The organism is Saccharopolyspora sp. NFXS83 (assembly GCF_026241095.1).
Lineage (GTDB): Bacteria > Actinomycetota > Actinomycetes > Mycobacteriales > Pseudonocardiaceae > Saccharopolyspora_C.
Window position 1 is genome coordinate 18,980 of record NZ_JAPFGB010000028.1, and the last position, 26,846, is coordinate 45,825.

At 72.2% G+C, this 26,846-nt stretch carries 21 protein-coding genes; 12 read left to right on the forward strand and 9 right to left on the reverse strand.

The genetic code is table 11. The features are described 5' to 3' along the window. Nucleotides 1-63: 63 nt before the first annotated feature. Complete coding sequence (locus OOZ19_RS24435) at nucleotides 64-1,668, reverse strand: DEAD/DEAH box helicase (protein WP_266092503.1); 1,605 nt, start codon at nucleotides 1,666-1,668, stop codon at nucleotides 64-66. Between the two features lie 676 nt (nucleotides 1,669-2,344). Here OOZ19_RS24435 and OOZ19_RS24440 point away from each other — a divergent pair. Then, nucleotides 2,345-3,025: a ferritin-like fold-containing protein gene (locus tag OOZ19_RS24440; protein WP_266092504.1), complete on the forward strand. Its 681-nt coding sequence runs from the start codon at nucleotides 2,345-2,347 to the stop codon at nucleotides 3,023-3,025. A 107-nt stretch (nucleotides 3,026-3,132) separates the two neighbouring features. Beyond that, nucleotides 3,133-3,360 (forward strand): DUF3107 domain-containing protein, encoded by a 228-nt coding sequence (locus OOZ19_RS24445; RefSeq protein WP_243789827.1) that lies wholly within the window; start codon nucleotides 3,133-3,135, stop codon nucleotides 3,358-3,360. A 58-nt stretch (nucleotides 3,361-3,418) separates the two neighbouring features. Here OOZ19_RS24445 and OOZ19_RS24450 read toward each other — a convergent pair whose 3' ends face one another. Then, nucleotides 3,419-3,739, reverse strand: a complete 321-nt coding sequence (locus OOZ19_RS24450) for a DUF4873 domain-containing protein (protein WP_266092505.1) — start codon at nucleotides 3,737-3,739, stop codon at nucleotides 3,419-3,421. A gap of 17 nt (nucleotides 3,740-3,756) precedes the next feature. Next, nucleotides 3,757-4,524 (reverse strand): TetR/AcrR family transcriptional regulator, encoded by a 768-nt coding sequence (locus OOZ19_RS24455; RefSeq protein ID WP_266092506.1) that lies wholly within the window; start codon nucleotides 4,522-4,524, stop codon nucleotides 3,757-3,759. A gap of 82 nt (nucleotides 4,525-4,606) precedes the next feature. Here OOZ19_RS24455 and OOZ19_RS24460 point away from each other — a divergent pair, with 82 nt between their 5' ends. Both OOZ19_RS24460 and OOZ19_RS24465 read left to right on the forward strand, forming a co-directional pair. Continuing rightward, nucleotides 4,607-5,506 carry an AurF N-oxygenase family protein gene (locus tag OOZ19_RS24460; RefSeq protein ID WP_266092507.1) on the forward strand — a complete coding sequence of 300 codons (900 nt, stop codon included), beginning with the start codon at nucleotides 4,607-4,609 and terminating at the stop codon, nucleotides 5,504-5,506. Nucleotides 5,507-5,537: 31 nt separating this feature from the next. After that, on the forward strand, nucleotides 5,538-6,437 hold the full coding sequence (locus OOZ19_RS24465) for an alpha/beta fold hydrolase (RefSeq protein ID WP_266092508.1): 900 nt from the start codon (nucleotides 5,538-5,540) through the stop codon (nucleotides 6,435-6,437). Nucleotides 6,438-6,507: 70 nt separating this feature from the next. Here the strand turns inward: OOZ19_RS24465 and OOZ19_RS24470 are convergent, their stop codons facing one another. Then, complete coding sequence (locus tag OOZ19_RS24470) at nucleotides 6,508-7,128, reverse strand: TetR/AcrR family transcriptional regulator (protein WP_184477029.1); 621 nt, start codon at nucleotides 7,126-7,128, stop codon at nucleotides 6,508-6,510. A gap of 129 nt (nucleotides 7,129-7,257) precedes the next feature. Between OOZ19_RS24470 and OOZ19_RS24475 the strand changes: the two genes are divergently transcribed. From OOZ19_RS24475 to OOZ19_RS24495, 5 genes are all read left to right on the forward strand, one after another. Further along, nucleotides 7,258-8,265 carry an alpha/beta fold hydrolase gene (locus OOZ19_RS24475; RefSeq protein WP_266092509.1) on the forward strand — a complete coding sequence of 336 codons (1,008 nt, stop codon included), beginning with the start codon at nucleotides 7,258-7,260 and terminating at the stop codon, nucleotides 8,263-8,265. Nucleotides 8,266-8,361: 96 nt separating this feature from the next. Further along, complete coding sequence (locus OOZ19_RS24480; protein WP_266092510.1) at nucleotides 8,362-9,408, forward strand: DUF3152 domain-containing protein; 1,047 nt, start codon at nucleotides 8,362-8,364, stop codon at nucleotides 9,406-9,408. A 201-nt stretch (nucleotides 9,409-9,609) separates the two neighbouring features. Beyond that, entirely contained in the window at nucleotides 9,610-10,794 is a 1,185-nt protein-coding gene (gene moeZ / locus OOZ19_RS24485) for an adenylyltransferase/sulfurtransferase MoeZ (protein ID WP_266092511.1), read from the forward strand. Nucleotides 10,795-11,379: 585 nt separating this feature from the next. Beyond that, the gene (locus OOZ19_RS24490) at nucleotides 11,380-12,177 is read left to right on the forward strand and encodes a TIGR02569 family protein (RefSeq protein ID WP_184477035.1); all 798 of its coding nucleotides are present in this window, start codon (nucleotides 11,380-11,382) and stop codon (nucleotides 12,175-12,177) included. A gap of 103 nt (nucleotides 12,178-12,280) precedes the next feature. Continuing rightward, nucleotides 12,281-13,114, forward strand: coding sequence for a uroporphyrinogen-III synthase (locus OOZ19_RS24495; RefSeq protein WP_266092512.1), 834 nt, complete (start codon nucleotides 12,281-12,283; stop codon nucleotides 13,112-13,114). Between the two features lie 190 nt (nucleotides 13,115-13,304). Here OOZ19_RS24495 and OOZ19_RS24500 read toward each other — a convergent pair whose 3' ends face one another. From OOZ19_RS24500 to OOZ19_RS24520, 5 genes are all read right to left on the reverse strand, one after another. Further along, complete coding sequence (locus tag OOZ19_RS24500; protein WP_266092513.1) at nucleotides 13,305-13,601, reverse strand: MGMT family protein; 297 nt, start codon at nucleotides 13,599-13,601, stop codon at nucleotides 13,305-13,307. 55 nt (nucleotides 13,602-13,656) lie between these two features. Continuing rightward, complete coding sequence (locus tag OOZ19_RS24505) at nucleotides 13,657-14,031, reverse strand: DUF742 domain-containing protein (RefSeq protein WP_266092514.1); 375 nt, start codon at nucleotides 14,029-14,031, stop codon at nucleotides 13,657-13,659. Continuing rightward, nucleotides 14,028-14,450 (reverse strand): roadblock/LC7 domain-containing protein, encoded by a 423-nt coding sequence (locus OOZ19_RS24510; protein ID WP_184477041.1) that lies wholly within the window; start codon nucleotides 14,448-14,450, stop codon nucleotides 14,028-14,030. Before OOZ19_RS24510 ends, OOZ19_RS24505 begins: the two co-directional genes overlap by 4 nt. 12 nt (nucleotides 14,451-14,462) lie before the next feature. Then, entirely contained in the window at nucleotides 14,463-17,381 is a 2,919-nt protein-coding gene (locus OOZ19_RS24515) for a sensor histidine kinase (protein ID WP_266092515.1), read from the reverse strand. Between the two features lie 619 nt (nucleotides 17,382-18,000). Further along, on the reverse strand, nucleotides 18,001-18,999 hold the full coding sequence (locus tag OOZ19_RS24520; protein ID WP_266092516.1) for a chitinase: 999 nt from the start codon (nucleotides 18,997-18,999) through the stop codon (nucleotides 18,001-18,003). A gap of 373 nt (nucleotides 19,000-19,372) precedes the next feature. Here OOZ19_RS24520 and OOZ19_RS24525 point away from each other — a divergent pair, with 373 nt between their 5' ends. The 3 genes from OOZ19_RS24525 to OOZ19_RS24535 all read left to right on the forward strand — a co-directional run bounded on the left by OOZ19_RS24525 (nucleotide 19,373) and on the right by OOZ19_RS24535 (nucleotide 26,760). Then, a complete protein-coding gene (locus OOZ19_RS24525; RefSeq protein ID WP_266092547.1) occupies nucleotides 19,373-22,522 on the forward strand; it encodes an ATP-dependent helicase in 3,150 nt (1,049 codons plus the stop codon). Nucleotides 22,523-22,845: 323 nt separating this feature from the next. Continuing rightward, complete coding sequence (locus OOZ19_RS24530) at nucleotides 22,846-23,199, forward strand: hypothetical protein (RefSeq protein ID WP_266092517.1); 354 nt, start codon at nucleotides 22,846-22,848, stop codon at nucleotides 23,197-23,199. Nucleotides 23,200-23,289: 90 nt separating this feature from the next. Continuing rightward, entirely contained in the window at nucleotides 23,290-26,760 is a 3,471-nt protein-coding gene (locus OOZ19_RS24535; protein ID WP_266092518.1) for an ATP-dependent helicase, read from the forward strand. Nucleotides 26,761-26,846 lie beyond the last annotated feature (86 nt).

Consider the following 26,846-nt stretch of genomic DNA (forward strand, 5'->3'; position numbering starts at 1 on the left):
CCTAGCCACCCGGCACGGCCAACGGGCCGCCCGGTCGTCGGGCCGCCCGCCGCTCGTCCTACCTCAGTCGGCGGCCGACTCGCCGCCACCGGAGCCGGAACCGCCACCGCCGCCGCGACGCCTGCGCCGCCGCTTGCGGGGAGCCTCAGCCGAGTCCCCGGCGCCCTCGGCCTGCGGAGCCGATTCCGCGGGCTTCGCGCCGCTGTCCGCTCCCACACCGCCGCGGGTGCGCCTGCGCTGCCGCGTCCGGCCACCGGGACGGGTGTCGCCCGCGGGCTCGCCGGCGGGCTGCTCGCCGGCCCCGTTGCCGCGGGTGCGGCGGCGCGGCTTGCGGGACGAGGAGGAACGCTTCGCATCCTCGTCCACCTCCGCGCCCAGCCCGGCGCGAGTGCGCTTCGACAGCGGCAACCGGCCGGTCGCGTCCGCGGGGATGTTCAAGTCCTCATACAGGTGCTTGGAGGTGGAGTAGGTCTCCACCGGCTCCGGCTTGCCCAGGTCGAGGGTGTCGCTGATCATCTTCCAGCGGGTCTCCTCGTCCCAGTCGACGAGGGTGATCGCGACGCCCTCGCGCCCCGCGCGACCGGTGCGGCCGATGCGGTGCACGTAGGTCTTCTCGTCGTCCGGGCACTGCAGGTTCACCACATGCGTCACGCCGGAGACGTCGATGCCGCGCGCGGCGACGTCGGTCGCGACCAGGGTGTCGACCTTGCCGGAGCGGAACGCGCGCAGCGCCTGCTCGCGGGCGCCCTGGCCGAGGTCTCCGTGCACCGACGCGGCGGCGAAACCGCGCTCGGCCAGCTCGTCGGAGAGCTTCTGCGCGGTCCGCTTGGTCCGCGTGAAGATCATCGTGAGGCCGCGGTCCTGCGCCTGCAGCGCCCGCGCCAGCAGCTCCGACTTGTCCATCGCGTGCGCGCGGTAGACGAACTGCTTGGTGCGCTCGTGGATCGCGTTCGCGTCCGCTTCCTCCGCACGGATGTGCGTGGGCTGGTTCAGGAACGTGCGGGCCAGGGTGATGATCGGGCCCGGCATGGTCGCGGAGAACAGCATCGTCTGCCGCTGCTCGGGAACCATGTTCAAGATCCGCTCGATGTCCGGGAGGAAGCCCAGGTCGAGCATCTCGTCGGCTTCGTCCAGCACCAGCCCGCGGACCTTGCCGAGGATCAGGTGCTGCTGCTCGGCCAGGTCCAGCAACCGCCCGGGAGTGCCGATGACCAGGTCGACGCCCTGCTTGAGCGCGTCGATCTGCTGCTCGTAGGGACGGCCGCCGTACACCGCGAGGGTGCGGATGCCCAGGTGCTTGCCCGCGTCGGTGAGGTCGCGCGCGACCTGCACGCACAGCTCGCGGGTCGGCACCACGACGAGCGCCTGCGGAGTGCCGTCGCCGGGCACCTGCAGCCGCTGCAGCAGGGGGACGCCGAATCCCAGCGTCTTCCCGGTGCCGGTGCGGGCCTGCCCGATCAGGTCCTCGCCGCGCAGCGCGAGCGGCAGCGTGAGCTCCTGGATCGCGAAGGTGTGCTCGATGCCCGCCTCGCCCAGCGCGCGCACGATCTCCTCGTGCACGTCGAGCTCGGCGAAGGTCGGGGTGTTCGGGACGGTGCTCTCCGCGTGCAGCGGCGGCACTTCCTCCACTGCGGGGGCGCCGCTCTCGCTGTGTTCGATCGCGTGCACGTCCTCGGTTCTGTCCGTTGTCGCGGGGGCCTCGGGGGCCCGCTCATTGCTGAGGGTCAGAGTGATCGCCTCTCTCAGTACCGGCGCGCTGCGGCCGATTCTCGGCCGATCTCGCGGTGACGCCCTCCGGCATGTTGGCCGCGGTCTGATCCGCGTCCGGCCGCGTTGTTCGCGTGCCGCATGCTCGTGGTCACCGATGCGATGGTCGCGCGCCCCTGTTCGATCAGCGGAAATCCGCTGCTGGTTCGGTCGGCATCGTGGCGAGGCTCACGCCGTCGCCCACGCCTCCGGCTTCGCCGGCCGGTAGCCGGGCACACAGGTGGCGCCCACGCCCGGGCCTCCCGCACGGACCCTGGGCGACCGGCCGCTCACGGGGTGGGACCGTGGCCCGCTTCGAGCCCTTCGGGTCCGCGCGGGGAGAGGGGTCCACTGCCGGTTGCCTGATGCCTCATGGCTTCTGCGTCCGCAAGGATACCTGGTCCACACCGGATCTAGGTCGGCAATGTGCGATGAGCTTCGCGGAACGGCCCGCACGACCAGCGCCGGGGGTGGGACCGGCGGCGCCGGGGTGCCCGCACTCCGCGCGTGTCGGGCGGGCGCGTACCCGATGGCCGAGGTGTGCGGCAGGTCTCCGGTGGTCCCGCCCGCGCACTCGTGGACCCCTTAGGCTGCCGGTATGAGCGAGCTCGACCCCTCCGTCGCCGGATCCGCCGATTCCACCTACGCCGAGGGGGTCGTGGACCTGCTGGCCGCGCTCGCCTACGGCGAACTCTCCGCTTTCGACCGGCTCGCCGAGGACGCGCGCACCGCGCCCACCCTGTCCGGCCGGGCCGCGCTGGCCAGCATGGCCGCTGCCGAGATCGGCCACTACCGCCTGCTGGACGAAGCGCTCGCCGGCCGGGGGGTGGCCGTGGACGAGGTGATGGCGCCGTTCGCGGAGCCCTTCGACGCGTTCAACGCCTCCACCGCGCCGCACTCCTGGCTGGAGTCGCTGGTCAAGGCGTACGTGGGCGACGGCCTCGCGGCGGACTTCTACCGCGAGGTCGCCGAGTGGCTCGACGACTCGACCCGCGACCTGGTGCTCACCGTGCTCGCCGACACGGGGCATTCCGCGTTCGCCGAGCGGGAGGTGCAGGCGGCCTGCGTCGACGACCGCTCGCTGCGCGACAAGCTGACGCTGTGGGGTCGGCGGCTGCTCGGCGAAGCGGTCACCCAGGCCCAGCGCGTCGTCGCGGAACGCGACGCCCTCTCCGAGCTGATCATCACCGGTTCGGGCGATCTCACCGGCATCGTCGCTCTCTTCCGACGCCTCCAGAACAACCACACGAAGCGGATGGCCCGCCTCGGCCTGGGCTGATCGAGGGTTCGATCGCCGACGTGTTCGCCCACGGCGAAGGCGGGTTCGGCGAGGGCTGGGATAACCTCTCGGGCGTACGCATCGGTTGCGAATTACGGAGGTCAAGCGTGGAGGTCAAGATCGGCGTCGTGGACAGCCCGCGTGAGCTCGTCGTGGCCAGCGGTCAGTCCTCGGCCGAGGTCGAGTCGCTGGTCGCCGACGCGCTGAAGACCACCGACGGGGTGCTGTCGCTGACCGACGAGAAGGGCCGGCGCTACCTGGTGCCCGCCGCCAAGGTGGCCTACGTCGAGATCGGTCCCTCGGAGTCCCCGCGGGTCGGCTTCGGCGTTCAGTGATCTACCGCGATGCCCCCGGCCGGAGACCTCTCCGCCGGGGGCATCGTCGTGTTCGCGATCAGAACGGCGGGCGGCCGAGCCCGGTGATCCGGTAGCGCTGCCACGGATCGGGGTCGGCCAGCGTGCCCACCGCCTGGCCGCGCGGCGTGCGCAGCACCACGTCGGTCTTGCGTCCCCCGGCCAGCTCGGCGACGCCGTCGTGGGCGGAGATCCGGCCGTACCAGTGGAAGCGGCCGTCGATGGGCTGGAAGTACCCGCGCAGCAGCACGTCCACCGCGACTTCGCGGTCCTCGGTGAACAGCACGGCCTCGCCCTCGTACTCCTCCTCGGGGCCGTGTTCCTGATCGGCGGTGGCCGCCGATTCGCGCACGTCGGACATGCTTCTCCTCTCCGCGGTCAGCTCTCGCCGACGCCGGTGCTCGGTTCGCCGTGCTGCTCGGTCATCAGCCGGAGGCCGGTGCTCAGCTCCAGCGGTTCGTCGGGGTCGACCACGATGCCGCCGGAACGCAGCACGCCGTCGATGGCGTGCCAGATGATCCGGCTCAGGTAGTCGGTGAGGTTGTCCTTGCTCATCGACTGCCGTTCCAGCCACCAGTCGCCGCTGGCCTGCACCATGCCGACCAGCCCGTGCGCCCACGGCTCGACGCCGCCGGAGTCCAGGCCCAGCGCGCGCAGGTATTCGCCGAGCAGCCGGGACAGCGAGTTCGCGATCTCCGTCTTCTCCGCGGTGACCGGGTCGTCGCGCACCGGCTTGTCGGTGAAGGTGCGCCGCACCACGAACCGGTACAGGTCGGGGTACTGCTCGAGGACGCCGAGGTAGGCGTCGAGCATCCGCCGGATGCGCTCGTTCGGGCTGCCGTCGGCGGCGATCTCGGGTGCCAGCCGCCGCATCAGCAGTTCGGTGCCCCATTCGCCGACGGCCACGTACAGGTCGCTCTTGTCGTGGAAGTGCCGGTAGAGCACGGGTTTGCTGACTCCGGCCTCGGCGGCGATCTCGTCCATGCCGACGTCGGCGCCGTGCTCGCCGATGGCGCGGACGGTGGCTTCGACGAACTCGGTGCGGCGAGCCTGGCGGTGCTCGCGCCAGCGTTCCCGGCGGGCGTCGCCGCGTTCCGGTGGGGGCGCGGTGGGGACGACCTTGACAGGTCGAGTGCGGTGGCTCACGCTACCCAAGGTAGCTGTTACTTGAAGTAACATGCAATACGCGGGCAGCGGAGCCGCGCGGAGGTCGAAGGGGAGCACCGTCATGGTCAGGACCTTGCAGGTGAACGATCGGGAGAAGACAGCGGCCCGGCTGCTGAAGTCGTCCGCGAAGAACAGCTACGACCCCGACGTCGACATCGACTGGAACGCGCCGCTGCTCGACGACGCGCCCTACGTCCCGTTCCACCGCAGCAGCCTCTACGGCACCCACCTGTGGGACCGGCTGGACCACGCGCAGCGCGTCGAGCTGACCAAGCACGAGTTCGCCAGCATCGCCTCGAACGGGCTCTGGTTCGAGGTCCTGCTGATGCAGATGCTGCTCAAGGAGTTCTACGACTCCGACCCGCGCTCCGAGCACGCGCACTACGCGCTGACCGAGATCGCCGACGAGTGCAGGCACTCCACCATGTTCGGCAAGGCGGTGCGGCGCGTCGGAGCCCCCGCCTACGGCCCGGTGCCGCTGCTGCGCCAAGGCGGCCGGGTGCTGCCCGCGATCTTGAAGGGCCCGTCGGCGTACGCCTCGATCCTGGTCGCCGAGGAGATCCTGGACCGGTTCCAGCGCGACCAGATGAACGACGAGGCCGTGCAGCCGCTGGTGCGCATGGTCAACCGCATCCACGTGCTGGAAGAAGCGCGGCACGTCACCTTCGCCCGCGAAGAGGTCATCCGGCGGATGGAGAAGTGCAACGCCGCCGAACGCGCCTGGCACCAGTACTGGACGGCGCTGGTGTCGTACGCGATCTGCTTCAGCCTGATCAACCCCAGGGTGTACAAGTCCGTCGGCCTGCGGCCGAGGGACGCGCACGCCGCCGCGTGGGCGAACCCGCACTTCCAGAACACCTTGCACTGGGGCGGCGAGAAGATCATGAGCTTCCTGGACGAGGAGGGCCTCGTCGGCAAGCCCGGCATGAGCTTCTGGCGCAAGTCCTTCCTGATCCGCTGACCACGACTCCAGAACAGGAACCCGCACCGCGATGACGACCACTCTGGACACCGACACCCTCACCACCGGCGACGGCGTGCGGCTGCGCGTGTGGGAGCACGGCCCGGCCGACGCGCCCACCACGCTGCTGCTGGTGCACGGCTGGACGCTCACCACCCACACCTGGGACCGGGTCATCGACTCCGTGCTCAGCGGGTCGAGCGTGCGCGTCGTGCGCTTCGACCTGCGCGGGCACGGGGAATCGGAGGCCGCGCCCGCCGGGTCGGCCACCATCGAGCGCTGCGCCGACGACGTCGCCGAACTCATCGCGCAGCGGGTGCCCACCGGGCCGATCGTGCTCGCCGGGCACTCCATGGGCGGCATGACGATCATGGCGTTGGCCGAGCGGCACCCGGAGCTGTTCGCCGCGCGGATCGCCGGGGCGGCGCTCGTCGCGACCTCCAGCGGCGACCTGGTGGCGCCGACGCTGGGGCTGCCCGCGCCGATCGCCTCCGTCGCGCACCGCGCCGAACTCGGCGTGCGCGGCGTGCTCGCCAACTCCTCCGGCAAGCGGCTGAGCAAGAACTCGCGTCCGCTGCGACCGGGGATGCGGTGGCTGCTGTTCGGCGCGGGTGCCGAGCGCCGGGACATCGCCGACAGCGCGGACTGGGTCGCGGCCTGCAACCCGTCGAACCTGGCCGGCTTCCGCAAATCGCTGGCCGAGCACGATCGCGCGCACGCGCTCGCCGCGCTGCGGTCGATCCCGGTGGTGGTGCTCGCGGGCTCGGCGGACCGGCTGTGCCCGCTGCCGCACTCGCGGCGCATCGCCGACGCGCTGCCGGACGCGCAGCTGCTGGTGTACTCGGGCGCCGGGCACATGCTGCCGATGGAGCGCACCGACGAGGTCGCGGACCGGATCACCCAACTGGTCCGCGTCGCCGACCGGAGCTGAGCTCCCGCGAGCAGAGGGCCGAGCCGCGATCGTGCGCGGCTCGGCCCTTCTCGTCACTCGGGACGGGTGATCAGCCGTTCTGCAGCGGGAACCCCGCGAGGCCCTTCCACGCCAGGGTGGAGATGAGGCTGATCGCCTCGTCGCGCTGCACCGACTCCGTCTCGTCCAGCCAGTAGCGCGCGGTGACCTGGCTCAGCCCGACCAGGCCGAACGCCAGCAGCCGCGCGCGTTCCGAGTCGAGGCCGGCATCGGCGGTGACGGCCTCCGCGACCGCGTCCACGCAATCCGACAGCGCGCCGTCCACCGCCTGGTCGACGGCCGGTTCGCCCCGCAGGTCCGACTCGAAGACCAGCCGGAACGCCTGGCCCTCGCCGTCGACGAACTCGAACAGCGCGCCGACCGCGGCGCGCACCCGCTGCTTGTTGTCCGGGGTGGTCTCGATGGCCTCCCGGACGCGGCGCACCAGCTCGCCGCCGTGCATCTCCACCAGCGCCAGGTACAGCTCGAGCTTGCCGGGGAAGTGCTGGTAGAGGACGGGTTTGCTGACCCCGGCGTGCTCGGCGATGTCGTCCATCGCCGCCGCGTGGTAGCCGTTGGTCACGAACACGTGCTGAGCCGCCGTGAGCAGCTGTGCTCGGCGGGCGTCGCGGGGCAGCCGAACGCCTCTGCTCGGCTGCGCGGTCTCCGTCATGCCTGCCCCACCCGTCCTTCCGTGACACTTGCTGGGCGCTCCAGCCGGGGAAGCACAACCTTACTCGCCGGTAAACTCGGTCTCGACCACATCCGGCGGTTCATCGCCCTCCCGGGGCATGCTGGGGGCATGCGGACGAGAACACGGCGCCTCGACGCATCGCGGCCGAGCAGCGAGCTGACCAGGGTTCCGATGCCCGTCGACGCCGTCGAGACCCGTCTCTCCGGCGTTCCCGCCCCCGGTCGGCACGTGCCGCTGATCACGGGATTCGGGCCGGTGACCGCGCACGTCCGGGACACGCCCGGCTCCGGTGCCGGGACCGCGGTGTACCTGCACGGACTCGCGGGCTCCGCCGCGAATTGGACGGACCTCGCGGAAGCGCTCGCGCCGCACCTGCGCGGGATCGCCGTGGACCTGCCGGGGTTCGGGCGTTCCGAACCGCCGGACTGGTTCGACTACACGTGCGAGCAGCACGCGCACGTCGTGATCCGGCTGCTGGAGGAGTCGGGGACGGGCGCGGTGCACCTGTTCGGGAACTCGTTCGGCGGGGCGGTGGCGGTGCTCATCGCCGCGCACCGGCCGGACCTGGTGGCCTCGTTGACGCTGATCTCCCCGGCGATGCCGGACCTGCGTCCCGATCCGCGGCGGCTGTCCGATCCGCGCATCCCGTTGGCGTGGCTGCCGCTGCTCGGGCCCGTAGTGCGGCAGCGGCTGGCGGCGGTGCCGCCGGGCGAGCGCGCCCGGAAGTTGCTGGAGCTGTGCTTCGCCGACCCGGCGGCGGTGCCGGACGACCGGCTGCGGCTGGTCGTGGAGGAGTTCCGGGAGCGTGCGGACTTCGCCTGGGCCGAGGTGGCGCTGGGGCGCACCACGACCGGGCTGATGTGGTCCTGGCTTTCGCCGCCGTGGCGTTCCCTGTGGAACCTGCTGCCGGAAGTGCGGGCGCCCGGTCTCGTGGTGTGGGGTGCGCGGGATCGCGTGGTGAGCGTCCGGAAGGCGCCGCGGACCGCGCGAGCACTGCGGCGCGGACGGCTGCTGGTGCTGCCGCGCACCGGTCACGTAGCGCAACTGGAGCATCCGCGCGTGGTCGCCGCGGCCGTGATCGGCATGCTCCGGGAGGTCGAAGTCGGCCGTTGGTGATCACCGGGAGCCGAATCGGGTGATCTTTGTCGGAGGTACCGGACATCGCAGGCCACAGCCTCGATGCCCACGATCGCGCTATGGCACGCTTGTACCGTGCCGCGCCCTCCGAGACGAACCCGTGACGCCGCCCCCGGCCACTCGGATGCGGCGGACGGAGCCGCACCCCACGCGCGGCGCAGACCGCGCCCGGACGAGCCGCTCGCGGCGTCGTGGCGCCCGTTCGACGAGCGCGACTACGACATCGACGAGCCGGAGCGCCCGCGGCGCGAGCGGCGCGGCGCCTGGTCGCTGTACGGATGGCGGATCTACGCGGTCCCATTGCTGGTCGTGATCACCGCGCTGGCCGTGTTCGAGTCCGTGGACCCGGGGGCCGAGCAGCTCGGCGAGGCCGGGCCGGGAGCGCACCTGCAAGCGCCGAACGTGCCCGAGGCGCCGGTGGTCACCGAGGCTCCGCCGGGGCAGACCTACGACGCGGACATGTTCTCCGCGGAACTCCCGCCGGGCTCCCCGGTTCCGGAGGTCGGTGGGCGGACCTTCGACGTGCTGCCCGGCGCCTCGCCGAAGGTCGGCGCCGGTGGCGACCTGTACCGCTACACGGTCGAGGTCGAGGTCGGCGTGCGGCTGGAGGAGGGCAACGACTCCTTCGGCAGGCTCACCCAGCAGACCCTCGCCGACCCGCGCAGCTGGACGAACCCGGAGGCGGGCGACATCTCGCTGCAGCGGGTCGACGGTTCCGCCTCCGCGGACTTCCGGGTGACGCTGGTCAGCCAGAACACCGCCCGGGAGATCTGCGGTTACGGCAGCGGGCTGCCGTTCGACACCTCGTGCCGCATCTCCGACCGGGTCTACATCAACGCGGCCCGCTGGGTGCGCGGCGCGGTCGCGTTCGAGGGCGACATCGGCACCTACCGGCGCTACGCGATCAACCACGAGGTGGGCCACGTCTTCGGCAACGGGCACGTGCCGTGCGGGAAGCAGGGCGGTTTGGCGCCGGTGATGATGCAGCAGACGTTCAGCACCGCGAACAACGAGCTGCACGAGCTGAACAAGGCCGTGCCGCAGGGCACGGAGATCCCCGCCGACGGCTTCGTCTGCAAGTACAACGCCTGGCCGTTCCCCGTCGGCGGCAGTGGTCGCTGATCTTCCGGGGCCGCCGGAACGTGCTCGCGGCCACTTCGTTCCCGGATGGTGGGAGTAATTTGGGAGGCGGGAAGACGATCCGCCACTCTGGCGTTGCACCTTTCGCGCCGGTTCGGTTCCGCCGATTCCGGGCGCGGACGCTCGTCGCCCCCGCGGAAGCGGAGAACGGCGAGGTGAGGACCACTGAGGAGGAGCTGGGAGATGTCCGGCGATTCAGCCCAGGCAACGACGCTCCCGCCGCTCGTTGAGCCGGCGGCGGAGTTGACCAAGGAAGAGGTCGCGCGCTACAGCCGCCACCTGATCATCCCGGATGTCGGGATGGACGGGCAGAAGCGGCTGAAGAACGCGAAGGTCCTGGTGATCGGTGCCGGTGGGCTCGGCAGCCCGGCACTGCTGTACCTGGCCGCGGCCGGTGTCGGCACGATCGGCATCGTCGAGTTCGACGCCGTCGACGAGTCGAACCTGCACCGCCAGGTCATCCACGGCCAGTCCGACCTGGGCAGGCCGAAGGCGGAGTCGGCGCGCGACTCGATCGCCGAGATCAACCCGTTCGTCAAGGTCAACCTGCACCAGACGTACCTGTCCTCGGACAACGCGCTGGGGATCTTCGCCGACTACGACCTGATCCTGGACGGCACGGACAACTTCGCCACCAGGTACCTGGTCAACGACGCCGCGGTGCTGGCGGGCAAGCCCTACGTGTGGGGCTCGATCTTCCGCTTCGAAGGCCAGGTCAGCGTGTTCTGGGAGGAGAAGGGCCCGAACTACCGGGACCTGTACCCCGAGCCGCCGCCGCCCGGGATGGTGCCGTCCTGCGCCGAGGGCGGCGTGCTGGGCATCCTGTGCGCCTCCATCGGTTCGATCATGGTCACCGAGGCGGTCAAGCTCATCACCGGCATCGGGGAGACCCTCGTCGGCCGGCTGATGATCTACGACGCGCTGGAGATGAGCTACCGGACGGTCAAGATCCGCAAGGACCCGAACGCGGACAAGATCACCGAGCTGATCGACTACGAGGCGTTCTGCGGCGTCGTCTCCGACGACGCGCAGCAGGCGGCCGTGAACAGCACGATCACGCCGCGCGAGCTCAAGGACAAGTTCGACCGGGGCGACAAGTTCCAGCTGATCGACGTCCGGGAGCCGCACGAGTACGAGATCGTCAAGATCGACGGCTCCACGCTGATCCCGAAGGACCGCATCCTCTCCGGTGCGGCGCTCGCGGAACTGCCGCAGGACCGGCAGATCGTGCTGCACTGCAAGTCCGGCGGGCGTTCCGCCGAGGCCCTCGCAGCGCTGCACAAGGCCGGTTTCTCCGACGCCGTGCACGTCGGCGGCGGAGTCCTCGGCTGGGCCAACGAAGTCGACACGAGCCTGCCTACTTACTGAGTCGGCTGGTCGTTCTGCTCGGGTGGTTCCGTGGCGGAACCTCAGCGTCCTTCTCGCTGCGGGATCCTTTTTCCCTAGTGGCTCCGCCACGAGGGAAAAAGCTGTCCTCGCGAGAAGGACGCTGAGAACCCGCGGGTGAGCGGCTTTTCGACGTGGGCTATGCGCTGGCGCGCATCCAGGCACGGCCTTCGGCCGCAAGGCAGGCGGGCTTCGCCGCCCTACTGCACGGCTTCGCCGCAAAGGCACGGCCTTCGGCCGCGAGGCAAGCATCGCTTCGCTCGCCTACTGCACGGCTTCGCCGCCCGAGGCACGGCCTTCGGCCGCGGGGTGGGCGGGCTTCGTCGTTGACCGGGCGGTGCCCGGGGATCCTGTTGGCGTGCACGGTAGAAGGAGCAGGTCGCCCGGCTCGACGGGTGGCACTGCGCGGCGGTTCTTCCCGGTCCGGTTCCTGTTCGCAGGGGCCGGGCCGGTCGTCGTTTCGGGGGGCGGCGCGTGGGCGGGAGCGGGAGATCACGATTCGCTTCGGGTCATGATCTGCGGAGTGCCTGACCCCCATTCGGGGATCTCCGAGGTAGCGTCTGCGCCGTGACTGGAACTCCGGAGCCGCCCCCGCCGCACGTGCGCGCGGCGTTCGGTGCGCGCGGGGAGGACGCCGAACTGCTCAACGGTGGCGTCGCCTGGCGTTGCGGTGAGGTCGTGCTCAAACCGGCCGCGAACACCGCCGAAGCCGCCTGGGTGGCGCAGACCCTCGACCTGTTGGAACCGGACGAGGTGCGGGTGGGCAGACCGGTCCGCTCCACCGACGGTCGCTGGGTGGTGTCCGGCTGGTCCGCGAGCCGCGACATCACGGGACGTCCGGAGCCGCGCCACGACGAGGTCGTGGCCATGTCCCTGCGGCTGCACGCCGCCAGCAGCGTGCTCACCCGGCCCAGGTTCGTCGACGCGCGGCAGGACATCTACGCGCTGGCGGACCGGATGTCCTGGGGCGAAGAGGACTACCCGTTGCCGCTGGACAAGGGCGGCAGGCTCTACGACGTGCTCGCCGGTTCGCGGCGCCGGACGCAGCTGCGCCCGCAGGTGGTGCACGGCGACCTGTTCGGCAACGTCCTGTTCGCGGGCAACGCGCCGCCCGGCATCATCGACTTCGCCCCGTTCTGGCGGCCCGCGGAATGGGCGGCGGCGGTCGCGGTGATCGACGCGCTGTCCTGGGGCGGTTCGGACGCGGCGATCGTGGAGCGCTGGTCGCACCTGACGGATTGGCCGCAGGCGCTGCTGCGGGCACTGCTGTTCCGGCTCGCGGTGCACGCGCTGCACCCGCGTTCCACGACGGCGTCGCTCGGCGGCCTGGAGCACGCCTCGCAGATGGTCCTCGAAGTCCTCTGATCTCGGCGCCGCCGCGAGGTTTCGCGGCGTTCCGCCTCGATCGCCCGCGCCACCGACGCACCCGGTCCGCCACGCGGCGCCGTTCGGGTGTGACGATGGGCGGGTGGCTGAGACCGTCGAGGACACCGGACCGCTGCGCGGGTTCACCGCGGGGATCACCGCCGAGCGCAAGGCGGGTGAGCTGGGTGCGCTGCTGGAGCGGCGCGGCGCGGCGGTGCGCTACGCCCCGGCGATGCACACGGTCCCGGTCCACGACGACGGCGAGCTGACCGCGGCGACCGAAGCGGTGCTGGCGCGGCCCGTGCAGCACGTGGTCGCGGTGACCGGCACCGGGTTCCGCGGCTGGATCGAGTCGGCGCAGGCCCAGGGCTCGGGGGAGCGGCTGCTGGAACACCTGCGCTCGGCGGAACTGCTCGCGCGGGGAGCGAAAGCGCGCGGGGCGATCCGCGGTGCGGGGTTGCGCGAGTCGTTCACCGCGCCGACGGAGGAGGTCGCCGACATCCTCGCCCGGCTGCTGGAGATCGGCGTGGCGGGCGAGCGGGTCGTCGTGCAGCTGCACGGTGATCCGATGACCGACTTCCGGGAGCAGTTGCGCGCGGCGGGCGCCGAGGTGCTGCCGATCGTGGTGTACCGCTGGACGGACCCGGAGGACCTGCCCGCGCTGGACCGGTTGATCGACGGAGTGATCGCGGGCGAGGTGCACGCGTTGCCGCTGACCAGCGCACCGGCCGCGACGAACTTCCTGGCCCGCGCGGAGCGGACCGGCCGCGGCCCGGCGCTGCTGGCGGCGCTGCGCGGCGTGTTCATCGCCTGCGTCGGCCCGGTCACCGCGGCCCCGATCGCCCGAGCCGGGCTCCCGCACGCGATGCCCGAACGAGCTCGTACGGCCGCGCTGGTCAAACTGGTCGCGGACGAACTCCCGGCATTCCGCCCCTGACCGTCCCACCGCCGCGGTGCGGACGACCTCCGCGATGCGAACCGTCCGAACGAGGTGCACCTCGTCGTTCCGGGCCGCGACCAGCGCAGCTGATCAGCCAAGACGGGGCGTCCACCAGGTCCGACGTGCCGGGGCGTTCACCTTCGCGAGGAAGTGCGGACCTGACCGGGCCGTGGCGAGGAGGGGCGGGTCAGGAGCGGGGGCCGGGCCAGCGGTAGCGGCGCATGTTGATGCGGGCCCCGTCGGCGAGGACGCCTTCACCGCGGAGCAGCTCGAGCTGGCGCTGCCGCAGGTGCTCGGCGATGGTGCCGTCGGAGCGCAGCACCCGGTGCCATGAGATGTCCGCGCCGTCCTCCGCCAGGATCCGGCCGACGAGCCGCGCCGACCGCAGTCCAGCGAGCTCCGCGACGTCGCCGTAGCCGAGCACGGAGCCGGGCGGGATGGAGGCGACCACTGCTCGAACCCGTTCCAGCGTTTCCTCGTCCACGGGTGCAGTGTTCCAGAACGCCGGACGTCACCGTCGGGAGCCGGGCGACCCGCTATTACAAGCGGCGGATGCCATCGAGCACTGCTTGCAGCAGGTCGTAGTCGGGTTCGCGCAGCGGGGTGAGCGGCACGCTGAGATCGCCGCTGTCCAGCAGGTCGGACACGAGGACCTTCGCCACCACCAGCGGGATCTCCAATGCCGCGGCCAGATCCTCGACCGACCGAGGCTGCGCGCACAGCAGCAGGATGCGTTCGCGATCGGCGTCCCACTCGTCCGAGGCGGCGGGTTCCGGCGCGGCCACGACGAGGGTGGCGCGGTCCAGTTCGGCCGCGGCGGCGTGGGTGCGACCGCGCGTCAGCGCGTACGGCCGCACCAGCGGGCCGGCCGCGCCGTCGCGCCAGCCTCCGGTCGCCGCCCGCCGGGAAGTCACGTCGCCGTCGGGGTGAGCCGGGAACGCGGTGCGGCTTCGATGGCCCGCCCCGCCTGCTGGACGAACAGGTTGATCTCGTAGGCGATGAGCCCGACGTCGGCGTGCTCCTCACCGAGCAGCGCCAGGCAGGAGCCGTTGTCGGCGGCGGTGACGAACAGGAACGCGTGGTCCATCTCCACCACGGTCTGCCGGATGGAGCCGCCGCCGAAGCGGTGCCCGGTGCCGCGGGCGAGGCCGTGCAGAGCGGAGGCCGTCGCCGCCAGCGCCTCGGCATCCACTGTGGACAGTTCCGGCGAGCACTCGACCACCAGGCCGTCGGTGGACAGCACGACCGCGTGGCGGGCTCCCGCGACGCGGTCGACCAGATCGCCCAGCAACCGGCCGAGCTCGAATTCGGTCGTGGTGCTCGTGTGCCGCACTGCGCATCCCCTTCATTCGTCGGTCGTGCTCGCGTCCGGGTCGGCGGGCCTGCGGCCCCGGTCGGTACCGCGCTGGATGGCCGACATCAGCGCCCGGATCTCCGCGGCGGAGCGGGATCCGGATTCCGCCCGCCGTTCGTCCTCGTCCGGTTGCTCGCGGGCGAGCTCCGGCGCGAGGTTGGCCTGCTTGCGGCGGCGGGGGAGCGGAACCACGGCCTCTTCGGGTTCCGGTCCCGGATCGCCGTCCGGGCCGTTCGTGCTGTCGGTGCTGTCGTTCGTGGTCGCGTCGCCGGTGGCGGGCGATGCGGTGTCGGTGTTCGCGATCGGCCGGTGGCCGGTGGGATCGGTGGTCGCCGGATCCGCATCCGCGGGCCAGGTGACCTGTTCCGCGTTCCCGGCGGGATCCTCGGTCGGCCATGCCGCGTCGAGCGCGGATTCGTCCTGAATTCCGGGCTCGATCGGTTCCCCTCCGTCCGAACGGTAGCCGCGCTCCGCCGACGAGTCGTCGCCCGAAGCGGTGACGTCGGACGAACGCTCGGGTGGCGTGCGAACCGCCTCGTCCGCGTCCTCGGCCGTGGTGTCCGGTGGGTCCGAATCCTCCGTGTCGGGCGGCCAGGAGTGGTCGTCCGCGGTGAGTTCGCCGTCCGCGCCGCCGGATTCCGGCCCCGGGGCGGGCTCGTCGGCGTCGATCACTTCGAGGTCCGGATCCGTGGTCTCGGTGCTCGACGCTTCGGTCGTCGACGCGCTGGGAACGTCGGACGCGGCAACGGGGTCCGCGGAATTCTCGTCGTCGGGGGCCGTGGAACTCCCGCGCTCGGCGTTCGCCGACGTGAACGGGTCGAACGCGACCCGGTCCGCCTCCACCGACTCGTCGGCGACGTCGACGGATTCGGCCGCGGCACCGGCGGGCACCGCCGCCTCCTCCTCCGGCTCGTGCCGCGGGTCGTCCCCGGAAGCCGACCGCACCCTCGGGAGCTGGGAGGTGTGCGCCTCGCCGGGGTCGGGCTCGATCGGCTCCACGATCAGCTTCGCGGGCACCAGCACGGTCGCCCGGGTGCCGCCGTAAGCGGAGGTGCGCAGCTCCACCCCGATGCCGTGGCGGTCGGCGAGCCGAGCCACCACGAACAAGCCGAGCCTGCTGTCCGAACGCAGCGCCATCGCGTCGAACTCCGGCGGGCCGGCCAGCATCGCGTTCGCAGCCTCCCGGTCGGTGTCGGCGATGCCGAGGCCGCGGTCCTCGACCTCGATCACCACCCCGCGGGCGACGGTGTGGCTGTGCACGTTCACCCGCGATTCCGGCGGGGAGAAGGAGGTCGCGTTGTCCAGCAGCTCCGCCAGCAGGTGCACGGTGTCGGCGACCGCGTCGCCGTGCAGCGCCAGGTCCGGCGGTCGCTGCACGCGGACCCGCGCGTAGTGCTTCGTCTCGGCGACCGCGCTGCGCAGCACGTCGGCGAGCTCGATGGGGCGCGACCACCGGCGGCCCGGCTGCCCGCCGCCGAGGATGATCAGGTTCTCGGCGTTGCGGCGGGCGCGGGTGGCGAGGTGGTCGAGGCCGAACAGCAGGGCCATCCGGTCCGGGTCCTGCTCCTCGCGCTCCAGGCGGTCGATCATGGTCAGCAGCCGGTGCACCAGGGCCTGGCTGCGTCCGGCGATGCCGAGGAAGACGGTGTGCACGCCCTCGCGGGCCTGCGCTTCCTGCACTGCCGCGGACACCGCGGTGCGCTGGGCGATGTTGAAGGCCTCGGCGACCTGGCCGATCTCATCGCGGCCGTAGTCGAGGTGCGCGACCTCGCGGTCGATGTCCACGCGCTCGCCGCGGCGCAACCGGCCCACGATCTCCGGCAGTTGCCCGCCGGCGAGCAGCAGCGTGTCGTCGCGGAGCCCGTTGAGCCGCCGGGACAGGCCGCGGGACACCCGCAGCGCGACGAGGATCGCGAGCAGCACGATCAGCAGCGCGACCACGCTGCCGATCGCGACCTGGATCAGGTTGCGGTCGCCCGCTTCCAGCCCGGCGGCGGCGGTGCGCTGCGCCTGCGTGGAGGCCAGCGTGGTGAGGTCGTCGGTGACGAGGTCGCTGGTGGTGAGCCAGTCGGTCGCGTCGATGGTCGGTGCGTCGTCGTCCGGGCTCCACGGCCCGAGCTCGACGATCTGGTTCTCCAGCTCGGCGAGGTGCCGGAACTGCGGCGAAGAGAGGATCTTGGTGTACCGCGCCCGCACGTCGGGCGGTGCGGACGCGGCGCTCGACTCCAGTTCCAGGTGGTAGGCACCGGTCAGCTGGGCGAACGCCAAGTGGTCGGCGGCCGTGAAGGTGCCGGTGCGCAGCCCGTCGGAGGCGAGCGACGCGGCTCGCGCCATCCGGTCCGCGGCGGTGAAGAACGCGTCGGCGCGCAGCCCGCCCTGGGTGACCGCGGAGTCCGGGAACAACCGGGCCTGCGACTCGAACAGCGCGGAGCCCGCGTCGACGAAACCGTTGTAGTAGCCGTGGATCTGGGCCCGATCGGCCTGCCTGCCGTCCACGCGGGCCCGCATCACGGGCAGCTCCGCGATGACCCGGTTGAGCTCGCGCATCCGGTCGGCGACCTCGTCCGGTGCCTGCTGCAACGTCGGGTCCGCGGCGTCGCGCATCGCGGTCAGCGCCCGGTCGGTGGCCTCGCGCTGCTTGTCGAGCCGTTCCCCGGCCGAATCGGGGGCCGCGGCCTGCAGCAGGCTCAGCGTGCGTTCCTTCTGCGCGGAGGCCAGCACCCGCATCGCGGGCAGCGACACGTCGCGCACGCCGGAGGCGATGCCGCGCAGGTGGAACCCGTTGTAGAGGGTGATCCCGCTGATGATCGACCACAGCACCAGCAGCGCGATGCCGGGTATCAGGACCACGCCGTAGAGGCGATCGCGGATGCTGCGGCGGCCTTTGCGCCAGTCATCGAGCTTCTGCACTACGTCCCACCCGTGTGTGCCGGTGCGCGCGACGAGCGCGTCGCGGCGGTCTCGGCGGCATGCGAAACGCCACGCCGTCAGGCGAGGTGTCGTGCTGAGGGAGACGGGTTTGCGGGGTGTGGCGATCGGACGCTCGCGTCCCGGTCCCCCCGATTCGCTGTTCCCGCATGAAACCGCACGGATCTTAGCACGGCAAGATCAACTGGTGGAACGGTGGATCAGCATTGCGCCGTGTGCCCCAACGGGAACTGGGGCACACGGCGCAATGTGGAGCGTGGTGGAGCCGGGTGCGGCGGCCCTCGGCCGTCCACGACCGGCCGACGGCGAAGCCAAGAGCGAGCGAAGCGAAGCCTGCCTCGCGGCCGAAGGCCGTGCCTTTGCGGCGAAGCCGTGCAGTGGGCGAGCGAAGCGATGCTTGCCTTGCGGCCGAAGGCCGTGCCTGGATGCGCGAAGCGCATGGCCCACGTCGAGAAGCCGCTCACCCGCGGGTTCTCAGCGTCCTTCTCGCGAGGACGGCTTTTTCCTCGTGGCGGAGCCACTCGGGAAAAAGATCCCGCAGCGAGAAGGACGCTGAGGTTCCGCCACCCGGACACCAGAGCAAAAAGAGCCCGGAACAGCCTCAACCAGCAAAACCCGCCACGATGGAGGAGAACTCCCAGGGCTGCTGCTCGGCGCCGCTGCAGCTGTCGACCGCGCCGCCGCCGTCGCAGGGCCGGTCGCGGTTGACCGACCAGAAGGTGAACCGGCCGAGGCCCTTCTCCTTGGCGTAGTCGGCCATCTTCTGGAACGCGGCCACGTCGACGTGCTCGCCCTCGACGTCGGTGTTGCCGTTCATCGATGAGATGCCGACGTGCGCGTAGGCCGTCGCGTCGTCGTAGCCGAAGGTCGTCTTGACCTGCTCCTTCAGCGCGTCGGTCGTGGTGATCGTGTCCTGCGCCATGTCGGTGCCGTTGAAGTCGAACGGCATCTGCGTCCACACGTCGATGTCGGCGCCGATCTCGGCGGCCTTGGCGATCATCGCCTTGCCGTTCTCGTTCGGCCCGGTGGTCGTGGTGCCGAACGTGACGACGGTCTTGAGGCCGGGGTTGGCCTCCTTCGTGATCTTCAGCGCTTCGATCACGCGGTCCCGCGAGGCGGGGGTCTCGACCTCGGTGGACTCGATGTCGACGTCGATGGCCTTGAGGCCGTAGGCGTCGATCACCTTCTGGTAGGCGCCGGCCAGGGACTGCGCGTCGGTGCAGACCTCGCCGAGCTTGTTGCCGCTCCAGCCGCCGATCGAGGGGACCACGTCGCCGCCACCGGCGCGGATCTCCTCGATGGTGGCCTTGTCCTGGCCGTCCAGCGGCCGGGTGCCGTCCCAGGCCGGGTTGCAGGTGCCGTCGGCGTTGATGAACGCGAGCGTGAAGTCCTTGACGCCGGTCGCGCCCTGCACCTCGGACGGCGCCGGCGGGTTGCCCCAGCCGTTGTAGAGGTACGGCGAGGCCGCGACGGGGCTCTCGGCCTGGGGTGCGACGTCCTGCTTGGCGCTCAGCGCGGGAACGGCGGTCAGGGTCGCCGCGCACGCGACGGCGACACCGGTACCGGCCAGGGTGAGCACGTTCTTGCGGAGCTTGCCCACTGGTCCTCCTTCGGGGATCTTGTTCGCCACGGCGGGGGTTCGTGGCACAGCGGGACCTTCCCAGAACCTGAAATTGGTTCGTACCACCAAAAGGAACATCCGCGTGCTCCCTCTGGGGACTTGGCGTGCCTTCTCTGTCGCTTTCTGTATCAGCGCTGGCCAGCGAATTGTGGAGTCCACAGAGGAGTTTTTCCGCCGCGTTCACAGCAGAATGTGAACGGCGTGGGAAATTACCGTTATTCCGACTGCGTCGGCCCGGCCTGCGCGATCGGTGTCGGTGCGGCGTGATTCCATCGGTGCCGTGCCCGCCCCGAACAGGACCTCTGCCCGCGAGCCGACTCGTCGCGAGTCGGCCCCGCGCCGCGCGGCGCCGGTGCTCGTCCGCCGGCCCGGCGGCGGACGACGGCTGGACTGGGACGAGCCCGCGCGGCGGGTGCTCGACGCCGCCGGCGGCGGTTTCGTGCGCGTCCTCGGCGGCCCCGGCAGCGGGAAGACGACCTTGGTGGCCGAGGTCGCCGCCGACCGGATCCTGCGCCACGGCGTCCCGCCGGAGAACGTGCTGGTGCTGACCTCCGGTCGAGCGGCGGCGACCCGGATGCGGGCGCAGATCACCCGGCGGCTCACCTCCGGCGAGGGGCTGCGCACCGCGCAGGAACCGCTGGTGCGCACCGTGCACTCCTACGCGTTCGCGGTGCTGCGGTTGCAGGCGGTGCTGGCGGAGGCGCCACCACCTCGGATGCTCAACGGCCCAGACCAGGACGCGCTGGTCCGCGAGCTGCTCGACGGTGATCTCGACACCGGCGCGCGGGACTGGCCGGATTCGCTGCGCGCCGCGCTGCCGGTGGAGGCGTTCGCCGGTGAACTGCGCGATCTGCTGCTGCGCGTGGCCGAGCGCGGCACCGGACCGGCCGAGCTGATCGAGCTGGGCGAGCGCCACGGCCGCCCGGAATGGGTGGCCGCGGGCAAGTTCGGCATCCAGTACGAGCAGGTCACCCTGCTGCGCGGTGGCGGGCATGGCGGTGCGGAGCTGGACGCGGCGGAACTGGTGGCCCAAGCGCTGCTGGCCTTCGACACCGACCCGGAGCTGCTCGCCGCGGAGCGCGACCGGGTGCGCTACCTGCTGGTCGACGACGCGCAGCACCTGGACCCGCAGCAGTTCGAGCTGATCCGCAGGCTCGGCGACCCGGCGCGGGAGTTCCTGCTGACCGGAGACCCGGACCAGGCGGTGTTCTCGTTCCGCGGCGCCGACCCGAGCGCCCTGACCGGCGCCGAACCGGACCGCACCGAGGTGCTCACCACCGGCCGCCGGATGTCGCCCGCGGTGCACACCGCCGTGGGCAGGTTGATCCAGGGCCTGCCGGGCGCCGGGCCGCAGCGCGCGTTGCGGCCACCGGACGGCGATGGCGGCTCGGTGCAGGTGCGGTTGCTCGGCACCCAGGCGCAGGAGGCGGCGTGGGTGGCCGACCAGCTGCGCCGCGCGCACCTGCTGGACGAGGTGCCGTGGTCGGACATGGCGGTGATCGTGCGCTCCACCGGCCAGTCGCTGCCGGTGCTGCGCCGCGCGCTGCTGGCGGCGGGCGTGCCGCTGGTGCTGCCGGTGGACGACGTGCCGCTGGCGCACCGCACCGCGATCCGTCCGCTGCTGACGCTGCTGCGCTGCGCCGCGAGCCCACCGGCGCTGGACCCGGATGCGGCGGAGGCGCTGCTGTCCTCCTCGCTGGGCGGCGCGGATCCGTTGGCGCTGCGGCGGTTGCGCCGCGGACTGCTGCGGTTGCAGAAGGCCACCGGGGAGCAGAAGTCCAGCGGCGAGCTGCTGGTGGAGGTGCTGCGCGACGGCGACCGGCTCACGGGCCTGGAGGACGCCGCCGCGCGCCCGGCCCGCAGGCTCGCGGCGTTGCTGGCCACCGCGACCGAGGTGATCGGCAAGGGCGTCGAAGAGGCGTTGTGGCGGGTGTGGAAGGCCAGTGGCCTGGAGCAGCGCTGGGTGTCGGCGTCCGAACGGGGCGGCATCGCCGGAGCGCAGGCCGATCGGGACCTGGACGCGGTGGTCGCGCTGTTCGACGCCGCCGCGCAGTACGCGGACCGCAAGCCCGGTTCGGACGTCGTGGGCTTCGTCGACGAGTTGAGCAAGCAGCGCATCACCGGCAGCAGCCTGGCGCCGACGGCCCCGGCGGGCGATGCGGTGTCGGTGCTGACGGCGCACGCCTCGGCGGGCCGGGAGTGGGAGGTCGTGGCGATTCCCGGCGTGCAGGAGGGGACGTGGCCCGACCTGCGGCTGCGGGGTTCGCTGCTGCACACCGGGCGCCTGGTGGACGTGCTCTCCGGCATGGACGAGCAGGAGCGGGTGTCGGCCACCGCGCCGCTGCTGGCGGAGGAGCGGCGCCTGCTGCTCGTCGCCGCCGGTCGCGCGCGGCGGTCGCTGCTGGTGAGCGCGGTGCGCGGGGAGGACGAGCAGCCGTCCCGCTTCCTCGACGAGCTGGAGGGGATCAGCACCGACGTGGAGCAGCAGCGGCCGTTGCTGCGCCCGGAACGCGGCCTGGTGCTGGGCGAACTCGTCGCGGAGCTGCGCCGGGTGGTCTGCGACGGCGAGGCCAAACCGGGCCGCCGGGAGCGGGCCGCCGAACAGCTCGCGCGGCTCGCGGTCGCCGGAGTTCCCGGCGCGGACCCGGACGGCTGGTACGGCTTGCCGGAGAGCTCCACCTCGGCGCCGCTGGTCGAGCAGGACGAAGCGGTCAAGGTATCACCGTCCACTGTGGACGTTTTGAGCAAGTGCCCGCTGCGGTGGATGGTGCAGCGCCACGGCGGTGAGGACGCAGCCGAACTCGCCTCCGTCACCGGAACCCTGGTGCACGCCCTGGTGGAGAAGGCCGCCGAAGGCGCCGACCGCGAGCAGCTGCGGGAAGCGCTGGACCAGGCGTGGAAGTCCGTCGACGCCGGAGCGCCGTGGTTCTCCCGCCACGAGCGGCGCCGCGTGGAGGGCATGCTCGACGCGTTCCTCGGCTGGCTGGAGAGCTCCCGCGCCGAGTTGACGCAGCTCGGCGTGGAGCGGGACCTGGACCTGGAGGTGCCGAGCCGCGAAGGCGGCCCGAAGCTGCGGTTGCGCGGCCGGGTGGACCGCCTGGAGGCCGACGGCGACGGCAAACCCGTCGTCGTGGACGTCAAGACGAGCAAGTCCGCGGTGAGCGCCGACGATGCGCAGGAGCACCCGCAGCTGGCGGTCTACCAACTCGCCGCCGCGCTCGGCGCGTTCCAGGGCGGCGAAGCCGCACCGGACGCGCTCACCGAGCCCGGCGGGGCGCGGCTGCTGTACGTGGCGAAGTCCTCCCGGCAGGGGCCGTGGACCGAGCGGGCGCAGGAAGGCCTGGACGAGGACCGGCTGCGGGTGTGGCTGGACGTGGTGCACGACGCGGCGGCCTCCAGCGTCGGCCCGGCCTACGTCGCCGCCGAGAACTCGGACTGCCCCCGCTGCCCGGCCCGCCCGTCCTGCCCCATCCACCCGGAAGGCCGCCAAGTCGGCCAGTGACGGGAGGGCTTCCGCAGGGGAGGCCGTCGAAACGGTCGGCGCCGAGCCCGCGCAACGCCGCGGTCCGCTGATCGCCGGGCGTGGCGATCAGCCCCGCCCGCGCGGTCTTTCGCGTCCCGGATCGCCGGTGCCGGGCTGATGCACCCCGCCTCCACGCGAGCGCTGCCGCCGCTGGAGCAGAGTCGCCAGCCCCGAGTCGCCCGTCGGATCCGCGAGTTCATCCCTTTCGCGGAGTGATGTTCACGATCGGCTCAGGGCGGGTTCTCGAAAGATGACGCAGCGTGCAGCTACTTTGGTGAGGGTTCGGAATCGAAAGGGGAGTCATGGCGCAGCACTCGAACGGCCTGCACCACCACGGATACGTCGAACGCTCCACGCTCTCGCACGCGTTGAGCGCGGCGGAGCGGCGGATGCTCGATCCCGACGAGGTCATGCACTCCCCGGAAGAGGTAGCGGCCTGGCTCGCGGGGACCTTGCGCGCGGCGATGGGACTGACCGAGGACGAGGTCGGGTTCACCGACGAGACCGAGATCTGGCTGACCGAGTCTCGTCGCGGCGAGACGATCGTGACCGGGCTCAACGACGGCCCGACGATCACCGCCGAGGCCGTCTACGACAACAACTGCGAGTGCGAGCGCCAGCTCAAGCCCGTCCCCCCGTCGAAGAAGCGCCGCTGAGCGAGGTGGAGCGGGCACCAGCGGGGCTGGTCGTGGCGACGTGCTACAACCGGCGCTGACCTGCCGGAACAGCCTGGAGTGGAGCGACGCTTGCCTGAACGGATCAGTCCGCATCGCATCGCGCAGGGGCTGGGGCTGCACCCGCCGACTCCGGAGCAGGCCGCGGTGATCGCCGCGCCCGCCGAACCGGCGCTGGTCGTGGCGGGCGCGGGCGCGGGCAAGACCGAGACGATGGCGGCCCGCGTGGTGTGGCTGGTGGCGAACCGGTTCGTCACCCCGGAGCACGTGCTGGGGCTGACCTTCACCCGCAAGGCCGCTCGGCAGCTCGCGGACCGGGTGCGGGCTCGGCTGCGGCGGCTCGCCGGGTCCGGGTTGCTGGACGAGGTGGATCCGAGCGGGGGCCTGCGCAACCAGGTGCTGGCCGAAGAGCCGACCGTGCTGACCTACCACGCCTACGCGGGGCGGCTGGTCGGCGAGCACGGGCTGCGGATCCCGGTGGAGCCGGGCGCGCGGCTGCTCACCCAGACCGCGTCCTGGCAGCTCGCGCACCGCGTCGTGTCGACGTGGACGGAGGACCTGGACACCGAGAAGGTGCCCTCCACCGTCACCGGGTACCTGCTGTCGCTCGCCGGTGAGCTGGCCGAACACCTGGTGCGGCCGGACCAGCTGCGGGAGCACGCCGAACGGCTGTGCCGGACCATCGAGGACGCGCCGCGGGCGAAGCGGCAGCGCGCCGAACTCCCCCAGGACCTCACGAAGGTCATCGCGGCGCAGCGGTTGCGGGCCGCCCTGCTGCCGCTGCTGGAGACCTACGCGCAGCAGAAGCGGCGCGAAGCGGCGATGGACTTCGCCGATCAGATGTCGCTGGCGGCGCTGCTGGCCACCGAACATCCCGAGGTGGTGGCGGGCGAGCGGGAACGCTACGGCGCCGTGCTGCTCGACGAGTACCAGGACACCGGTCACGCGCAGCGGGTGCTGCTGCGAGCGCTGTTCGGCGGGGTCGCTCCCGGCGCCGACCCGCTGCCCGTCACGGCCGTCGGCGACCCGGCGCAGGCCATCTACGGCTGGCGCGGGGCGAGCGCGGCGAACCTGCCGCGGTTCACCACCGACTTCCCCCGCGCCGAGGACGGCGTGCCGGCCCCCGCGCGGCGGTACGGGCTGCTGACGAGCTTCCGCAACCCGCCCGAGGTGCTCAGCCTCGCCAACGCCGCCTCCGAACCGCTGCGCGCCGCCGGGCTGGAGGTCGACGAACTGCGCGCCCGCGACGGCGCGGGAGCCGGGGACATCCGCGCCGCGCTCGTCGAAGACGTGCGGGTGGAGCGCGACTGGGTCGCCGACCGGATCGCCGAGCAGTGGCACGCGGTGCTCGACGAGAAGGGCTCCCCGCCGACGTCGGCGGTGCTGGTGCGGCGCCGCTCCGACATGGCTGGCCTGGCCGGCGCGCTGCGCGAACGCGGGCTGCCCGTGGAGGTCGTCGGCCTCGGCGGGCTGCTCGACGAACCCGAGGTGCGAGACCTGGTGAGCGCGCTGCGCGTGCTGGTGGAACCGCTGGCGGGTTCGGCGGCCATGCGGCTGCTGACCGGTGCCCGCTGGCGCCTCGGTGCCGCCGACATCGCCGCGCTGTGGGACCGGGCGCGGCGGCTCGGGCCCGCCGCGGAGGAGGCCGGCGCGGATTCGGTCGACGACGTGCTGCCGGGGGAGCACGCGGAGCAGGCCGGTCTGGTCGACGCGCTCGACGACCCCGGACCGCCGGAGGCCTACTCGGCGGCGGGCTACGAGCGGATCCGGTCGCTCGGCAAGGAATTGGTGCGGCTGCGGCGCAGGCTGGACCAGCCGCTGCCGGAGCTGGTGGCCGACGTCGAGCGGACCTTGCTGCTGGACATCGAAAGCCTCGCCCGCCCGGCAGGGGCGGGACGCATCCACCTGGACGCGTTCGCGGACGTGGTCACCGACTTCGCCACCGCCAGCCCCTCCGCGCCGCTGTCGGCGCTGCTGGACTACGTCACCGCCGCCGAACGCGCCGAGGACGGGCTGGAACCGGGCGAGGTCGAGGTGGCCGAGGACCGGGTGCAGGTGCTCACGGTGCACGCCGCGAAGGGCCTCGAATGGGAGGTCGTCGCGGTCCCGCACCTGGTGGACCAGGTGTTCCCCGGTCGCAGGCACTCCGGTTCGTGGCTGACCTCGGTGACCGAGCTGCCCGCCACGATGCGCGGTGACGCCCGAGACCTGCCCGCTCTCGACCTGGACCGGCTCACCGGCATGGACCGCAAGGAGATCAGCGACGAGCTCAAGCGCCACGACGGCGAGTTCGAGGACCGGCGGCTCACCGAGGAGCGGCGGCTGCTGTACGTGGCGCTGACCCGGTCCGAGCGGGTGCTGCTGCTGTCCGGGCACTGGTGGCAGGAAGGCGGCAAGAAGCCGAAGGGCCCGTCGGACTTCCTCACCGAGCTGGCGGACGTGCTGCGCGGGACCGGCGCCGGTGACATCGGCCAGTGGGTCGAGGAACCGGCGGAGGACGCGGAGAACCCGCTGGCGGACGCGTTGCGCTCGGTGGAATGGCCGGCCGATCCGCTGGGGCCGCGGCGCAGCGCGGTGGTCGCCGGAGCCGACCTGGTGCGGGCCGCGATGGTCACGGCGCGAACCGAACCGTCCACTGCGGACACCGGTGTGGCCGGGGCGGATGTGCGGCGGACAGCGGATTCCGGTCCGCCGGACGACGCCGACCTGCCGCCGGAGCCGCTGCCCGATGACGAGGAGTACCTTCCGCCGGACGAGCCGCCGGACGACGAGGACCAGCTGCCGCCGGACGAGGCCGACCTGACGCTCGATGCGGAATCACCGGACGACGAGTCGGAGCCGCCCGCGGACGCCGAGGACGACGAGCTGAGCTGGGCGCGCGACGTCGACGTGCTGCTCGCCGAACGGGAAGCGGCGGCGCAGCGCCGCGAACAGGTCGTGCTGCCCGGCCACCTCTCGGTGAGCCGCCTCGTCGAACTCGCCGCCGACCCGGAAGCCCTCGCCCGCAGGCTGCGCCGCCCGCTGCCGATGCCGCCGAACCCGATGGCCCGCCGCGGCACCGCGTTCCACGCGTGGCTGGAACACCGCTTCACCTCCAGCGCGCTGCTCGACCTGGACGAACTGCCCGGCTCCGCCGACGAGACCGCGCCGCCGCAGGACGACCTCACCGGGCTGCAAGACGCGTTCCGCCGCGGATCCTGGGCCGACCGGGTGCCGCACAAGGTCGAGGTGCCGTTCGAGACCCAGGTGGCGGGGATCGTGCTGCGCGGCCGGATGGACGCCGTGTTCGCCGACGCCGACGGAGGCTGGACCGTGCTGGACTGGAAGACCGGCGCGGTGCCCGCCGACGACCAGGTGCCCGCGCTCGCCGTGCAGCTCGCCGCCTACCGGCTCGCATGGGCGGAACTGGCCGAGGCGCCGCTGGAGAAGGTGCGCGCGGCGTTCCACTACGTCCGCCACGACACCACCCTGCGGCCGGCCGACCTCTTCGACGCGGAAGGCCTCCGCGAGCTGATCGACTCCGTTCCCGATTCAGGAGCGTAGGCGCCTCGGCCGTTCGCCCGTTGCGGGATCGACGCACGGTCGAAGTTCCGTCGTCAGCGACATGGGGTAGATCCACACCTTCGGGT